General features: G+C 67.3%; 13 protein-coding genes. All 13 read right to left on the reverse strand.

Annotated features, from left to right (window positions below; all coding sequences use genetic code 11):
• Positions 1–11 precede the first annotated feature (11 nt).
• The 13 genes from ACWFRB_RS05990 to ACWFRB_RS06050 all read right to left on the reverse strand — a co-directional run bounded on the left by ACWFRB_RS05990 (position 12) and on the right by ACWFRB_RS06050 (position 15,057).
• Positions 12–593 carry a mce associated protein mas1a gene (locus ACWFRB_RS05990; protein ID WP_452639504.1) on the reverse strand — a complete coding sequence of 194 codons (582 nt, stop codon included), beginning with the start codon at positions 591–593 and terminating at the stop codon, positions 12–14.
• Positions 583–1,800, reverse strand: a complete 1,218-nt coding sequence (locus ACWFRB_RS05995; RefSeq protein ID WP_452639506.1) for an MlaD family protein — start codon at positions 1,798–1,800, stop codon at positions 583–585. Before ACWFRB_RS05995 ends, ACWFRB_RS05990 begins: the two co-directional genes overlap by 11 nt.
• Positions 1,797–2,879 (reverse strand): MCE family protein, encoded by a 1,083-nt coding sequence (locus ACWFRB_RS06000; protein ID WP_452639508.1) that lies wholly within the window; start codon positions 2,877–2,879, stop codon positions 1,797–1,799. The genes ACWFRB_RS05995 and ACWFRB_RS06000 overlap by 4 nt, the downstream gene beginning before the upstream one ends.
• The gene (locus ACWFRB_RS06005; protein WP_452639509.1) at positions 2,879–3,997 is read right to left on the reverse strand and encodes an MCE family protein; all 1,119 of its coding nucleotides are present in this window, start codon (positions 3,995–3,997) and stop codon (positions 2,879–2,881) included. Before ACWFRB_RS06005 ends, ACWFRB_RS06000 begins: the two co-directional genes overlap by 1 nt.
• Positions 3,994–5,040, reverse strand: coding sequence for an MCE family protein (locus ACWFRB_RS06010; protein WP_452639541.1), 1,047 nt, complete (start codon positions 5,038–5,040; stop codon positions 3,994–3,996). The genes ACWFRB_RS06005 and ACWFRB_RS06010 overlap by 4 nt, the downstream gene beginning before the upstream one ends.
• Entirely contained in the window at positions 5,040–6,089 is a 1,050-nt protein-coding gene (locus ACWFRB_RS06015; RefSeq protein WP_452639511.1) for an MCE family protein, read from the reverse strand. The genes ACWFRB_RS06010 and ACWFRB_RS06015 overlap by 1 nt, the downstream gene beginning before the upstream one ends.
• Positions 6,086–7,315 (reverse strand): MCE family protein, encoded by a 1,230-nt coding sequence (locus ACWFRB_RS06020; RefSeq protein WP_452639512.1) that lies wholly within the window; start codon positions 7,313–7,315, stop codon positions 6,086–6,088. The genes ACWFRB_RS06015 and ACWFRB_RS06020 overlap by 4 nt, the downstream gene beginning before the upstream one ends.
• A gap of 1 nt (position 7,316) precedes the next feature.
• Positions 7,317–8,177, reverse strand: a complete 861-nt coding sequence (locus ACWFRB_RS06025; RefSeq protein ID WP_452639513.1) for an MlaE family ABC transporter permease — start codon at positions 8,175–8,177, stop codon at positions 7,317–7,319.
• Complete coding sequence (locus tag ACWFRB_RS06030) at positions 8,177–8,986, reverse strand: MlaE family ABC transporter permease (protein WP_452639515.1); 810 nt, start codon at positions 8,984–8,986, stop codon at positions 8,177–8,179. The genes ACWFRB_RS06025 and ACWFRB_RS06030 overlap by 1 nt, the downstream gene beginning before the upstream one ends.
• Before the next feature lie 326 nt (positions 8,987–9,312).
• Complete coding sequence (gene fadD5 / locus ACWFRB_RS06035) at positions 9,313–10,899, reverse strand: fatty-acid--CoA ligase FadD5 (RefSeq protein ID WP_452639516.1); 1,587 nt, start codon at positions 10,897–10,899, stop codon at positions 9,313–9,315.
• Between the two features lie 195 nt (positions 10,900–11,094).
• A complete protein-coding gene (locus ACWFRB_RS06040; RefSeq protein WP_452639518.1) occupies positions 11,095–11,892 on the reverse strand; it encodes an enoyl-CoA hydratase in 798 nt (265 codons plus the stop codon).
• Positions 11,889–12,890, reverse strand: coding sequence for an NAD(P)H-dependent flavin oxidoreductase (locus tag ACWFRB_RS06045; protein ID WP_452639519.1), 1,002 nt, complete (start codon positions 12,888–12,890; stop codon positions 11,889–11,891). Before ACWFRB_RS06045 ends, ACWFRB_RS06040 begins: the two co-directional genes overlap by 4 nt.
• A gap of 1 nt (position 12,891) precedes the next feature.
• Positions 12,892–15,057 (reverse strand): 3-hydroxyacyl-CoA dehydrogenase NAD-binding domain-containing protein, encoded by a 2,166-nt coding sequence (locus ACWFRB_RS06050; RefSeq protein WP_452639521.1) that lies wholly within the window; start codon positions 15,055–15,057, stop codon positions 12,892–12,894.
• Positions 15,058–15,082: the final 25 nt, after the last annotated feature.

The following is a 15,082-nucleotide window of genomic DNA, read 5'->3' on the forward strand; positions in this document are numbered from 1 at the left end:
GTTCTCGTCGGCTATTTCGTATCGACGTTGTCGACGACCCATCGGTCGCCATCGCGCACGAGGGAGACCACCATCCGGTATTTCTGGGAGTTGCCGTCGGGCGAGACCACGTTCTTCGCCTGCTGGTCCACGAAGACCAGCACCAGCGCGGACGTGTCGTCGATGCGCTCGACCGCCACGTGGTCCGCGGTCGCGGTCGCCTGTCCCTTGCCCTCCGTGACGATCTGGGCGAGCGCGTCGACCATCTGGTTGTACTTGTCCGCGAACGCCGGGGTCGACATCTCCAAGATCGCGTCGCGGTTCGCATCCAGGCTCTGGAAGTCGAACGAGGACATCGCCACCGAGTACTCCCGCGCGATGTCGACGGCCTCGGTCCTCAGCGCGTCGAGGTGTCGGGCGCGGAGCACCTGGATCGTCAGTGCCGCGGTCGTCGCGAGCAACGCGAGCACCAACAGCAGTGCGACGAGCACGGCCGGTCGACGCAGCGAACCCGCCGCGCGACGAGGCGGCCCGGCCTCGGCCGCCCCGCTCTCGATCGACTGCAGGGCGTCGGGCTCACGCGGCGGTGCCGCGACGATGTTGTCAGTTGCCATGTCCGAGATCCTCCAGAAGCGATTTCCAGTAGTTCAATGCCTCGACCCCGGTGGGGATGAGGATCGGGTCCGCGACCACAGGGGGGCCTATGGCGGTCCCCGGCGTTGTCGCGGTCTGCAGGCCGAGTTCGTTGGGGCGGGGTGCATTCCGGGCGCCACGCTGCGCGAGGTTCGTTCCCGGCGGGCAGTAGTAGGTGAGATCGGCTTCGGTCGGACTCACGTCGCCGACCGCCCTCCGCACGGTGTCATAGCTGCAGACCGGCCCCTGCGTTGCGACGAGAGCGAAGTTCGCCCGATCCCCGGTGACGATCGACTCCAACTTGCCGAGACCCTGTGGAATACCGACGAGACCGGCGGCGAGGGCGTCGCGGCGATCCGAGATGATCGGCTCCACGGTCACCAGGTTCGCGAGCACGGCCCCGAACGTGTCGTGGTAACGGTCGAACAGGGTCCTGGCATTGCCGAGCGCCTGCGGGGAGGTGTCGGCGAGGTAGACGAGGACCGGCGCGCTCGAGTCGAGCTGCTCGGTGAAGTTGCGTGCCGCCGCCATCCCCCGCCCGAACGAATCGGTCTGTCCCGCCATCGCTCCCACCAGACTCGTCGTCCGCTCGAGAAGGGCCTTGAGCATCGGAGCCTGTTGGTCGAGTTGAGCCGACAGCCGATCACCGTGATCGATCATGCTCGCCATCGCCGGACCGAGACCGTCGAACGACGCGCCGAGCTCCGTGCCGATATCGCTGACCGCCTGCGGATCGATGTCCTCGAGCAGTCGGGCGGCCTGCAACATCATCTGGCTCATCTGGACCGGCTGCTCGTCGGCGGGCGCGGCCAGCTCGTCGCCCTCCGCGAGGTAGGGGCCCCGCTCGGTGTTGGGGAAGATGTCGACGTTCTGGATGCCTGCGGCTGTCCCCATCCCGACCCGTGCGACGCTGTCCTGCGGGATCAGGGTCCCCGGGTCCAGGTCGAACTCCACACGGGCACCACGGATGTCGGGGTCGAGCGAGACCCCGGCCACCTTCCCGACCGTGACCCCCCTGTAGGTGACACTGGTGCCCGCGGTTAGCCCGAGCGCGTCCGCCATCGTGGCATGCACCCGGACCGGGTCCCCGAACGCCTGCGGCCCGAGGACGTAGTTGATGCCGAACGGGATGACGATCGCCGATGTGAGGGCGAACAGCACCAGCTGGACGAGCACGAGGCGTCTCATCGGACACCACCAGGGATCGGAACCGGCAGCCGGACACCGCCGGCCAGCAACGATGCCAGTGTGCCCGCGGGCGGGCTCGCGGCGCCGCCGGGCAGCGCTCCTCCGGTGATCAGCTTGTCGATGCCCCCCGGGATGTCGAGCGCGCCATCGAAGTTCAGGTAATCCCCGTGCACCGAGCGTCCGAAATTCCCCAGGAACGTGTTCATGTTGTCCAGCGTCGTGGCGATCCTGCCGTTGACGCTGTTCAATGCCCCGATCACCGTGCCTGCATCGGCGAGCATGCCGTCGATACCCTGCGGCGACGCAGCGAGTATGGCGTCGGCGCTACTCGTGAGTGCGGTCGTCGACGCGAGCAGCGATGCGATGGAATCCCGTTGCTGCGTGAGCAGTTCGACCGCGCCCGGCATCGCGTCGAGGTAGCCGTCGACGACCCGTTGCTGATCTGCCAGCTGCTGCGAGACCCGTGCAGCGAGGTCGATGGCGGCGTCGAACTCGCTCTGATTGGCGGTCGCGCCCGCCATCAGGGAGGCGAGCGTGTCCGTCAGTCCCCGCACCTCCCCCGACCGGCCCGCGAACGCCGTGTTCAACTCGCCGACGACGGTCTGCAACTGACTCAACCCGCTTCCGCTGACAATCGCGCCGAGGGTGGCCAGCGCGCTTTCGATCTGCGGACCGATCGTCGTGCGGGACTCGGCGATGACATCGCCTTCCCGCAGCGGCCGCGTCGAGGGCTGCGCCGGTTCGGTGAGCCTGATGAACGGGTTCCCCAGCGCCGAGGGAAGTTCCACAGACGCCTCGACATCGTCCGGCAGTTCGGTTGCGAGTTCGAGACTCAACGAGACCCTCGCCCCCACCGTGTCCGTCTCCAGGTCCGCGACGCGACCGATCACCTTCTGCCCGTTCAGTACGTCGGCACCCGGCTGCAACCCATCCGCGGTTGCGAGTTGCAGCGTGACCACGTAGTCGGGACCGTCCGCCGTGCGGCCCAGCGGCAGGTCCGCGATGCCGACGCCGCAGCCCGAGAGGAGCAGACTGCCCGCCGAGGCGACGCAGGCGAGACCGATCGACTTGCGGCGCATCAGTTCCCCCTCGGCGGCAGCGCGCCCCCGGTGACCGCCGAGACGATGCCCAGCGGGTCGGAGGCACTGACCGGGAACGAGATCGGATTGGTGAACCCGGCCCCGGTACACAGCGGCAGCGGGTAGGCGTCACAGAGCGGCTTCGCGACGGCGAACTGGGTCAGCGCCGTCGAGACGTTCAGCCGGATCCGGCCCCGATTGTCGGGTCCGACGGTGTTGGACAGGTTCTGCATCAGCAGCGGCACCACATCCATGAACTCGGCGAGGCCCGCCTGGTTCGCGGCAAGCGTGTCGCCGAGCACCCGCGTGTTCTCGGCGATCGTGCCGACGTCGTCGCCGTGTCGGGTCATGAAGCTGTTGACCTGATCGAGCACCACCCGCAGGTCCTGCAACGGTCGAGCGATGTCGATCTTCTGCGCAGACCACTCGTCACCCAGCTCGCCGAGGTCGGCAACGAGGGAGTCCAGGCTCACCTGACGGGCATCCAACGCGACCATCAGGGTGTTGAGATTGCGCACCAGTGCGCCGATGTCCTCGGCCCGTGCTCCCACCACTCCCGTTGCCGCACTGAGATTCTTGATGGCGGCGTTGAACTGGTCGCCGTTGCCGCGCCAGTTGTCCGCGACCTCGGTCAGCAGGTCGCCGGTGCTGCCACCCGGCAGGTTCGGTGCACCCCCACCGAGGGCATCGGTGAGCGTGCTGATGCTGCCCATCAGTCCGTCGAAGTCGATCGGGGCGTGGCTGCGTTCCAGCGGGATCTCGGCACCGTCCGCGAGTGTCGGCCCGCCACCGTAGGTGGGTCCGAGTTCGACGTGCCGGTCGCTGATCACCGACGGGTTGAGCACGTAGGCACTCGCATCTGCCGGCAACTCCACCTCGCCGGGCACCGTCATCGTCACACGCACCGAGGTGCCCTGCGGCTGTACCGCGACCACCGTCCCGACCGGGACTCCGAGCACGGTGACCTTGCTGCCGGGATAGATCCCGTTGACGTAGCTGAAGTTCGCGTACACCGTCTTCGAGTCGTCGGTGCGGGAAAAGACGAACCATCCCGCCGTCACCAGCGCGACGGCGAGCGTGAGCGCGGTCGCGACTCGCGACCATCGGGCGGCGGTCATCTGCACCCCTGCATCACTCCGAGGGCACACAGCATGTTGTCCGGGATCACCGCGGCAGGCGCGTTGACGTCGGTCCATGCCCCGTTGCCGGTCGCATCGGTCGCGGATCGGAGGGCGGGTGGCAGCCGGTCCATCAGCAAGTCGATGTTGCCCGCGTTCGTCTTCAGCGTGTCCGTGATCGACACGAGGTTCGAGACCAGTAGTCCGAACTCCTCCTGATGGTCGGACATCGAGGTGGACAGGGTTGCCACCACGGCGCTGAGGTTGTCCACCAGTTCGGTCAGCGCCTGCTTTCTCACGGCAAGGATCTGCACGACGGTCTGCGCGTTCGACATCGTCGTCGCCAGCGAATCACTCTGACGGACAACGAGATCGGAAAGCGACCGGGACATGACGAGGAGATCGTCTATCTGCTGCCCATTCTCGGCGAACGCGGCCGATGCACCGCTGAGACCGGCGAGGGTCTTCCCGAGTTGGTCCGAATCGGCTGGCATGATCTGGGACAACGTGGTCATCATCGCCTGTATCGAGTCGACATCGACACCCTCGGCGGCCGCCGTCGCGTCCCTGCTGACGTCATCGAGGCTGTACGGAACGGTGGTGCGGGAGCGCGGGATGACGGTGCCGCCGTCGTCGATCCCGGCGGGCACGATCTCGAGGTACCGCTTGCCGAGCACCGTCTTGAGCCGCACGGTTGCGGTGCTCTGATTGCCGAGTGGCTGCTGCTTGTCCAACCGGAAGTCGACACGGACGTGGTCGCCCGACAACTCGATTCCCTCCACCCGGCCGGCCGGGACCCCCGCCACGTACACGGGGTCACCTCCGGACAACCCGGCGGCGTTGTCGAGTTCGGCGACAAAGGAACTGGTCCGCGCCAGGTACCACGCCTTCGGCGCGCCGATCGCGATCCCGAGGCCCGCCACCAGCGCGATGATCCCCAATGCGCCGAGAACCATCGGCGTGCCACTTCCAGGCCGTCGCTCGCCGGTGAACAGAAACCGTGTGGCGCCGACGAACACGTCGATCAGCTTCACCAGGAACATCATGAGCACACCGGCGAATGCGTGCTGCCGAAGATGTTTGCTTCCACGTCGCCCGCCTTCATGGTGAAGTTGCAGAGGTAGAGATTGACGAATCCGCCGTAGCTGCCGATCCGGTTGATCGTGGCCCCGAACTCCGGCATCTTGGCCACGAAGGCGTTGAACTCATCGGTGCTCGCGACCCAGCTGTCGGTCACCGCCTTCAGATCGGTCACGGACCTCCCGAAGGCCCCGTTGGACCGGGCCATCGCCTGCGCCATCTGAGCGACTGCCCGGTTCCCGTCGCCGAGCAGTGCGACCAGTTGATCGCTGTTGCCCGCCACAGAAGTGCTCAGCCCGCTGAGCCCTGCCAGTAACTGCTCGAGCTGAGGGGCCCTCGCTTCGACCGAGCCAAGCAGCGAGGCCAGGTTGTCCACCAGCTGCTCGATCACCAGCTGCCGATCGACCAACCCGGTACTCAGCGAGCCGATCTGCGCGAGCAGGGTCGCGATCGTCTGTCCCTGACCGCTGAAGGTCTCGACGAATCCACGGGTGAGGGTGTTGACCTGATCCGGGGCGAGCGCGTCGAACAACGGCCGGAACCCGTTCATCAGAGCGGTCAGATCCACCGGCGGCGTGGTCTGCGTGACCGGGATCAGCCCACCCGGTTCGAGGGCAGCCGGGCGCTGTCCGATCGCCACGGTGTCGATCGCGGCGCCGTCCGGTTGGGTCAGCGCGATGTAGCGTGCGCCCAGCATGTCGCCGTATCGGACCGCGGCGGTGACATCCCGGTCCAGCCTGTGCTCCGATTCGACCTCGATCCGGACCACGGCCTTGCTGGTGCCGCCGCCCGCGTCGGCGAAGTCGATGGTCTCGACGCGCCCCACGCGAACGCCCGCCATGGTCACCGGGTTGCCGGGATTCAGGCCCTCCACGTCGGTGAATTCGAGCGTGTACCGGTCGGTGGCGCCGCGCACAGGAACCGTCAGCGTGTTCACCACGAACGACCCGCACAGCACGCCGGTCAGGCAGAATCCGACGGCCTTCAGCGCTGGCACCCAACCGATCTTCATCGGACGGTCACCTCACTGCCGCGCACCATCGGTCCGAGCATGACGACGGTGGCCGGATTCGGGAGGGCATCCGGGTCGGTGCTCGCGCGATTCTCGCCGAGGCCGGCCTCGAGAAGGTTCAACACGGGAGCCTCGCGTCCCACATCGACCACCGCCTGGCGCCCCGGTTGCGCGGACCGGACCTGAGCACCACCGCAGTCGGCACCGTACTGATCGCCGTAGTGCGGGCAGTCGGACGCCGTGTACGGCAGCGGGCCCTGAAACGTCGGCACCGCGGTGATGTTGAACTTTCCCGTGGCGAACACCCGAGCGCCTGCCGCCCCGAAGGTCTCGGCCCCGGACAGGGTGTCGACCAGGCCGGACGGGTTCGCGGCGGTGGTCGCGAGGATGGTGCCCGTCGAATCGACCACGGTGATGATCTGATCGCGCTGCTCGCCGACGAACGACGCCGCCACCGAGGCGAATCCCGCCGCGCTCCCGAACATCGCCGCAACCTGCGCGCCGTGATCCACCATTCGCTGCGATACCGATGTCGCCGCGGTCAGGGTGGCGAGCACGTCCGGCGTCGCCGTGTCGAGCGCCGCCATCACCGAACGGAAATCGGGAGTGGCCGCGACGAACTGCTCGGCGGTGGGGCCGAGTGTTCGCGACGCCGATCCGAGCTGGTCGACGATTCGGCCGACCGTCTCACCCCGCCCGTCGAGCGCCTGGCCGAGCGCGGTCAGCGCGGTCTGCATCTTCTGCGGCTGCATGTGGTCGAGGACGTCGACCATCTTCTTGTACACCCCGTAGAGCGCCACGGCGTCCGGACCGGCGTCGACAGCGATCGCGTCACCGTCCGCGAGGGCAACCCCTGCAGGAGCGTTCGGATCATCGACCAACTGGATGTAGATGTCCCCGAAGAACGTCCTGGGAACCACCCGCGCGCGAACCGAGGACGGCACGTGCCCGATCTCGGCGGCATCGATCTGCAGGCGCACAACGGAAGACTCGGTGCCCGAGTCGATTCCGGCAATCCTGCCGATGTTGACACCGGAATAGCGCACCGGCGCTTCACCGGTGATCAGGCCCGCCGACGCGGGAATGGCGACGACCACCTCGGGATCGCGCTGCAGGTTCCCCGATCCGCGCAGCACAAGCGTCACCGCGGCGAGCACACCGACGAGCACCGCGACCGCCCCGCGCAGCGCCAGCCAGGCGCGCGATCGTCCCGTGAACTGGTCCACCTCAGACCCCCATTCCGGGAATCTCCGGGACCAGACCCCACAGCGCGAAGGTCATCAACACATCGAGGATCCCGATCGCGAGGATCGCGGTACGCAGCGCACGGCCCGCGGCCTGCCCGACCCCCGCGGGGCCGCCCGAGGCGTAGTAGCCGTATGCGCAGTGCACCAGCGAGACCACCGCTGAGAAGACCACCGCCTTGAGCGCGGCGTAGACGAGGTCCTGCGGGGAAAGCGCCAGGTGGAAGAAGTAGTCGTAGGTGCCCGCGGAGGCACCGCCCCAGAACACGATCACCAGCCGTGTCGAGAGGTAGCTCGCGAGCAGTCCGACCATGAAGATGGGGAGGACGCAGACCATGGCGGCCAGCACCCGGGTTCCCGCGAGGAACGGGATCGAGCGGATTGCCATCGCGTCCAGCGCGTCGATCTCATCCGAGATCCGCATCGCGCCGATCTGGGCTGTGAATCCGGTGCCGACCTTGGCCGCCAGCGCGATGGCGACCACGACCGGCGCGAGCTCGCGGGTGTTCGCGATGGCGGAGAGCATTCCCGACATCGTCGTCATCCCGACCAGTTCGAGACCGCGCTGCGTCTCGACGCCGAGCATCATCGCGGCGGCCAGTGACATCGCGAACACGATGCCGATGGTGCCGCCCCCGGAGAGCAGTGAATTGGTACCGAAGCTGACCTCGCTGATCTGGCCGAGGACGTGCTTGCGATACCTCGTGAGCGCGAACGGGATCGATGCGATGGTCCGTGCGTAGAAGGTCACGTGCCTGCCGACGTCGACCAGCGCCCCGTAGACCGCCCTGACGGGCACGGTCGACTGACGCCGCACGCGGACCATCGTGTCGAAGCCCACCATCAGTAGGACCCCACGGCCGGGACCATCACGGTGTAGAGCGCGGAGAGTGCGGCGTTGACGATGAACACCAGGGCGAAGGCGATCACCACCGCCTCGTTGACCGCATCCGCGACTCCGCGTGGCCCACCCTTGGTGTGCAAGCCCTTGAAGGTTGCCACCAGGGTGGACGTGAGACCGAAGACCGCCGCCTTCACCAGCGCCATCACGAAGTCGGACATCCGTCCGTACTGACTGAAGGTCGACATGAAAGTTCCGGCCGGAAGATGTTGAACGTAAATGTGATAGAGGTAGCAGGCCATCACGCCGCCGAAGGTCACCATCGAACACAGCGCGAGCGAGACCACCACCGCGGCTACCAGCCTCGGCGCGACCAGCCGCTCGACGACATCGATGCCCATGACCTCCATGGCATCGATCTCCTCCCGGATCTTGCGTGACCCCAGGTCGGTGCAGATCGCCGAGCCCGCGACGCCCGCCATCATCAGCGCGCACACGAGCGCGGCGGCCTGCCCGACGATGATGAATGCCACCACCGCACCCGAGTACCCACCCGCACCGATCCGACCCGCGAGCTCCCCCACCGACACCGCGATGAACACGCCGATCGGGATCATCAGCAGCAGCGACGGGCCGGTGCTGACCCGGCCTATGAACAGCGTCTGAGTGATGGTCTCGTGCAGAGACAATCGGCGCCGAAACAACGCTCGGACCAGCGCCACGAGCGAGAGAACCGCGAATCCGATCAGGTACCCGCCCTGGTTCGCGACGTCACGAACCGGCCCCTTGGCGACCGGTAGTTCGTATGTCATCGCCAGAGCCCCCTCTCAGCCAGTTCGCGATCGAAGGCCGCGGACCTCGAATGTGTGAAGCCTCTCACGGCTTGCACTCCGCCGCAAGGATTAAGTGAACGGTGATTCTCAAGAAAATGAGAGCAGGCCTCATCGGAGGCTACCCATTGTTGAACCTCAGAGATCCGTCTATGTCAATGGATTTCGTCCCGGATGGCCCGGCGTCGACCGACTCATCTAGTTAGCAGAGATTCAGCACTGATGCGTCGAGTAGAAGAACCGGAGGCCCCGCGACGCGAGAGAGGGGCATGGACGACCCTCCCCGTCGCCCATGCCCCGAGCGGGCGTCAACCGGCTCTGACCGACATCGATCCGTGGTCCTTGCGCAGCTCACCCTTGACCACCTTGCCGCTGGCGTTGCGCGGCAGCGCATCCACGATCACCAGTTCCTTCGGGTGCTTGTACCGGGCGAGCCGACCATCGAGGAACTCGGACAACTCGCCGAGGGTCAGATCGTCACCCCGCAGCGCCACGACGGCGACGGGCACCTCGCCCCACCTGTCGTCCGGTCGCCCGATCACCGCCGCTTCCAACACCTTCGGATGTGCGAACAACGCGTTCTCGACCTCGGCGCAGTAGATGTTCTCCCCGCCGGAGATGATCATGTCCTTCTTCCGGTCGACGACGAAGATGAACCCCTCCTCGTCCTGCCGAACCAAGTCTCCGGAGTGGAACCAGCCGCCCGCGAACGCATCTGCCGTGCCCTGCGGGTTTCGCCAGTACTCGCGCATCATCGTCGGGCCCCGGTAGACGATCTCGCCGACCTGCCCCGCGGGCACGTCGTTCATCTCGTCGTCCACGATGCGCGCCTGGATCGTCGGGATGACCTTTCCGACCGAACCCAGCTTGCGCACCGCGTCCTCGCCGTCCAGAACGCACGTGATCGGCGACATCTCGGTTTGCCCGAACACCGCAACGTTGACCGCGTCGGGGAAGGTGTCCGCCATCGCCTGCAGTACGACGTCGGAAGCAGGCGCAGCACCCCAGCTGATCACCCGCAGCGCCAGATCACGCTGACGGACAGTCGGTTCCGCGCACACCGCCTGCCACTGCACCGGCACGAGGAAGGCCGTGGTGACCCGCTCCGCCTCCCATACCTCCAGCAGCTCCGTCGGGTTGAATGCGCCGAGCGGATGGATCACCGTCGGCACTCCGAGCACGAGGGAGGGAGCCATGCTCCCGAGCGCCGCGATGTGGAACATCGGCGAGGCACAGAACCCGACGTCGTCACCACCGGACATCCGCAGGGCCCGGATGCAGGTCAGGGCCTGCGCCTGCATGTTCGCATGTGACAGCACCGCCCCCTTGGGGCTGCCCGTCGTGCCGGAGGTGTACATGATCAGCGCGGGGGTGTCCTCGACCAGGTCGATCGGCGCATGGGCCGCGCCGTCCTCGTCGAGCAGTTCTTCGTAGCCGAGCACCCCGTCCGCACCCGGCTGCCCCACGACGACACAGGTCGACAGGGCAGGAACCTGAGCTCGCACGGCAGCGACCAGGGGCGCCAGCGGTACGTCGGTCACGACCGCGGTCGCGCCACTGTCGGTCACGATGAATGCGATCTCGGGCGGGGTGAGGCGGAAGTTGACCGGAACCGCGATGGCGCCGAGCGAATTGACGGCGAGGACCGCCTCGAGGAATTCGGGGCGGTTGAGCATGACGAGCAGAACCCTGTCGCCGGACCCGACACCTCGCCGAGCGAGCGCGTCAGCGAACGACTCCGAGCGCCGGTGCAGCTCGGACCACGTGGTGGTGGCTCCCTGGAAGCGGAGCGCCACCGCGTCCGGCCGCATGGCCGCATGGGTGACGACCTGGTTGTTCCAATGGTTCCTACGGGCCTGCAGCGGCTGCGAGAGCAGATCATCGCTGAGTGACATCCTGATGTTCCTTCCCTGTCACGGTATGGCTGGCTGACGTACCCTCACGGATGCGCCCAGTATGGCAATACGCGTTCCCGCGCGCGGGATTTTTGTTAACACAGATTCGCATCGCGAAACCGGGCCCTGACTGGACGTATGTTCAATCAGGGCCCGGCCCGTCCGGGAGGCACGGCGGACCGGCCGCGCCGTGCCTCAACGGCCGAATTCTGGCGCCCGGCCACCGAGCATCGCCGCGACACCTTCCCGGAAATCGGGTGCCGCCAGGAGTTCGATCTGGCCCTCGGTTTCCCGTTCGAGCGCCTCGTCGATTCGGGCGAGGGTGGTGGCGGTCAGCGCGCGTTTGGTCAGTTCGATCGCGCGCCGGGGACCTCGGGCGAGCTTGGCCGCGACCGCCCGCACGTGAGACGACAGCTCGTCCTCGGGGAGCACACGGGCGATCAATCCGCCGGTTGCGGCGTCCGTGGCTCCGAGCTTCCTCCCGAGTAGGGCCATCTCGCTCGCCTTGGCCCGCCCGATCGCTGCGGGGACGAGCAGACTCGATCCACCGTCGGGCATCAGCCCGACGTTGACGAAGGCCAACAGGAAGTACGCGCTCGGCGACGCGAATGCCAGATCGGCCGCGAAGGCGATTGACGCACCGACTCCGGCCGCCGCCCCGTTCACCTCCGCGATCACCGGGATCGGCAGCGTGAGGATGGCCCGGACCACCCGGTTCGCCGAGTTCATCACGACCAGGGGGTCCGCCTCCGGCCCGTGTGCCGCCGCGGCGAGGTCGGCGCCGGTCGAGAAGGCAGCACCCGCTCCACCGATCACCACGACCCTGACCGACGGATCTTTCGCACGCCCGGTCAGCAGGTCACCCAAGGCATCCATCGTCGCCAGGTCTATCGCGTTCATCCGCTCCTGGCGGTCGATGGTGATCCGCAGGACCCCCTTCACGAACTCGATCCGCAGCCCGCCCATCAACTCGAGCTCGGGCGTCGCGGTCATCGGAGGGCCCCCACCGGCTCGCTGGCGGCCACCACCCCGGCCAAGCGGCCTGCGATGATCTGTTCGGCCTCCGCCACCATCCGCGACACCAGGTCCTCGACGCTCGGGACGTCGTGGATCAGTCCCTGACACTGTCCCGCCGTCCAGACGCCCGCATCGAGGTCGCCGTCCTCGAACACCGTGCGTCCCCGCGCCCCGGCAACCAGGTCCCTGACGTCGTCGAAGGTTGCCCCACCGCGCGATTCGATGTCGACGACCTCGGCGCTCACGGCGTTCGCGGCCACCCGCGCGGTGTTGCGGAGCGTGCGGAAGATCAGCGCCGTGTCGAGCTCGCTGTTCGCCACGATCTGCCGCTTGACCCGCTCGGCGATCGGCGATTCCTGCGTGCACATGAACCGGGTGCCCATGTTCACCCCCTCCGCGCCGAGCGCGAGCGCGGCGACAAGGCCACGGGCGTCCGCGATCCCACCGGACGCGAGGACCGGGATGCGCACAAGTCGGGTCGCGGCCGGGATGAGGACCAGGCCGGGCACGTCGTCCTCACCCGGATGGCCTGCGCACTCGAATCCGTCGATACTCACCGCATCCACGCCGACCTGTTCGGCCTTGAGCGCGTGACGGACGCTGGTGCACTTGTGGATGACCTTGATCCCGGCGTCCTTGAAATGCGGCAGGTGGTCGATCGGGTTGGAGCCTGCGGTCTCGACGATGGTGACGCCCGACTCCACGATGGCCTGGCGATACTCCGCGTAGGGCGGTGGGTTGATCGACGGCAGGATCGTGAGGTTGACGCCGAACGGCTTGTCGGTCAGGTCCCGGCAGCGTGCGATTTCCTTCGTCAGGTCCTCGGGCGTCGGCTGAGTCAGGGCCGTGATGAACCCGAGGGCACCGGAATTGGCGACTGCCGCTACCAGTTCGGCGCGGCCGACCCACATCATCCCGCCCTGCACGATCGGATGGTCGACCCCGAACGCCTCGGTGAATCGGGTGCGCAGCATGTCAGTTGCCCTCCTCGAAGGTGCCACCGTCGGCGGCCTTGTCCAGCAGCAGCTGCGGCGGGGCGAAGCGATCTCCGTAGCGCTTGGCCAATTCACGCGCCCGCTCCACGAATCCCGCCACGCCACCCCGGTATTGATCGATGTACCGCGCCACGCCACCGGTCCAGCCCGGGTATCCGATGCCGAGGATCGAGCCGACGTTGGCGTCGGTTGCGGTGTCGAGCACGCCCTCCTCGAGACAGCGCACCGTCTCGATGGCCTCGATGAACAGCATCCGTTCCATCATGTCCTCGAACGGGATCTCGACAGTGCCGCCGAAGGCCCCGAGCCCGGGCCAGAGCCCCACCCGCTTGCCGTCGCCGTAGTCGTAGAAGCCCGCACCGGTGGAGCGGCCCTTACGGTCGAACTCGTCGATCATCCGATCGACGACGGCGTCCGCGGGGTGCGGTGCCCACACCTGCCCGGCCGCGATCGCCGCGGACCTGGTCTCCTCCCGGATCTTGCGCGGCAGGGTGAGGGTCAGCTCGTCCATCAGCGCCAGCACCGGGGCCGGGTAGCCGGCCTGCAGCGTCGCCTGCTCGATCGAGGCGGGTGAGATGCCTTCGCCGAGCATGGCGATGCCCTCGTTGGTGAAGGTACCGATGACGCGGCTGGTGAAGAAGCCCCTGCTGTCGTTGACCACGATCGGGGTCTTGCCGATCTGCTCGACCACGGCGAGGGCCCGACCGAGCGCCTCCTCGCCGGTCTTGTCTCCCCTGATGATCTCGACAAGGGGCATCTTGTCGACCGGGGAGAAGAAGTGCAGCCCGATGAAGTCCTCGGTACGCGAGACCCCCTCGCCGAGCAGGGTGATGGGCAATGTCGAGGTGTTCGAGCAGAGCAACGCGTCCGGGTTGATGAACTCGTCGATCTCGGCGAACACCTTGTTCTTCACAGCCGGGTCCTCGAACACCGCCTCGATGACGAGCTCGGCGCCCGAGGCGGCCTCGGGCCGATCGGCGGGCAGGATCCGACCGAGAATCGCGTCGGCCTCCTCCTGCGTGCTGCGGCCGTTGGCGACGGCCTTGTCGAGAAGGTGCTTCGAGTAGCCCTTGCCCCGCTGCGCGGCCTCGAGCGAGACGTCCTTGAGCACGACGTCCATCCCGGATTTCGCGCACACATAGGCGATTGCGGCCCCCATCATCCCGGCACCGAGTACCACCACCTTGCGCACGGGCTCGCGGTCCGCGCCGCCGTACTGCTTGAACAGTGAGTTGGCCTTCTGCATGTCGAAGAAGAACGCGCGGATCATGTTCTTCGAGATCTGCCCCGTCGCGAGCTCCGCGAAGTACCGGTTCTCGATCGTCTGCGCGGTGTCGAAGTCCACCTGCGCGCCCTCGACGGCGGCACTCATGATCGCGATCGGCGCCGGGTACGGGGCGCCCTTGAGCTGCCTGCGCAGGTTCGCAGGGAAGGCCGGGAGGTTCGCGGCGAGCGCGGGCGTCGCCGGGGTTCCGCCGGGGATCTTGTACCCCTTGGCATCCCATGGCTGTGATGCACCGGGATTCGCGGCGATCCACCTCTTGGCCGCAGGCACCAGGTCGTCGGAGTCCTCCACCAACTCGTCGACGAGCCCGAGCGCGAGCGCCTTGTCCGGCGAGTGACGCTGCCCCTGCAGGAGGACCTGGGTCAGCGCGGTCACCACTCCGAGAAGTCGCACGGTGCGCACGATGCCCCCGCCTCCCGGCAGCAGACCGAGCGTCGCCTCCGGGAGACCGATCTGGACGCCGCGGGCGTTCAGCGCGATCCGGTGGTGGCAGGCCAGCGCCAGCTCCAGGCCGCCACCCAGTGCCGCACCGTTGATCGCGGCGACCACCGGCCTTCCCAGCGTCTCGAGCCGTCGCATCGGATCCTTGATCCGGTTGACGTTGGCCGTGACGGCCTCGGCCTGACCGGGTCGGGACTTCAGGATGTCACCGAGATCGCCACCGGCGAAGAAGGTCTTCTTCGCCGAGGTCAGGACCACCCCGGCGATGGAGTCGCGCTCGGCGACCAGCCGATCGACCACCTCGCCCAGCGACACGATGAACCCCTCGTTCATCGTGTTCGCGGATTGGGCCGGGTCGTCGAGAATGAGCGTGACGATGCCATCGGCATCACGGTCGTACCGGATTGCACTGTCGTTCATGGTGTTTGGTCTCCAGTTCGGAAGA

Source organism: Rhodococcus sp. NPDC055112 (assembly GCF_053607505.1).

Coding starts and splice junctions, on each gene's coding strand:
- ACWFRB_RS05990 (WP_452639504.1), bottom strand. CDS start 593: ATGGCAACTGACAACATCGTCGCGGCACCGCCGCGTGAGCCCGACGCC.
- ACWFRB_RS05995 (WP_452639506.1), bottom strand. CDS start 1,800: ATGAGACGCCTCGTGCTCGTCCAGCTGGTGCTGTTCGCCCTCACATCG.
- ACWFRB_RS06000 (WP_452639508.1), bottom strand. CDS start 2,879: ATGCGCCGCAAGTCGATCGGTCTCGCCTGCGTCGCCTCGGCGGGCAGT.
- ACWFRB_RS06005 (WP_452639509.1), bottom strand. CDS start 3,997: ATGACCGCCGCCCGATGGTCGCGAGTCGCGACCGCGCTCACGCTCGCC.
- ACWFRB_RS06010 (WP_452639541.1), bottom strand. CDS start 5,040: ATGTTCCTGGTGAAGCTGATCGACGTGTTCGTCGGCGCCACACGGTTT.
- ACWFRB_RS06015 (WP_452639511.1), bottom strand. CDS start 6,089: ATGAAGATCGGTTGGGTGCCAGCGCTGAAGGCCGTCGGATTCTGCCTG.
- ACWFRB_RS06025 (WP_452639513.1), bottom strand. CDS start 8,177: ATGGTGGGCTTCGACACGATGGTCCGCGTGCGGCGTCAGTCGACCGTG.
- ACWFRB_RS06030 (WP_452639515.1), bottom strand. CDS start 8,986: ATGACATACGAACTACCGGTCGCCAAGGGGCCGGTTCGTGACGTCGCG.
- fadD5 (WP_452639516.1), bottom strand. CDS start 10,899: ATGTCACTCAGCGATGATCTGCTCTCGCAGCCGCTGCAGGCCCGTAGG.
- ACWFRB_RS06040 (WP_452639518.1), bottom strand. CDS start 11,892: ATGACCGCGACGCCCGAGCTCGAGTTGATGGGCGGGCTGCGGATCGAG.
- ACWFRB_RS06045 (WP_452639519.1), bottom strand. CDS start 12,890: ATGCTGCGCACCCGATTCACCGAGGCGTTCGGGGTCGACCATCCGATC.
- ACWFRB_RS06050 (WP_452639521.1), bottom strand. CDS start 15,057: ATGAACGACAGTGCAATCCGGTACGACCGTGATGCCGATGGCATCGTC.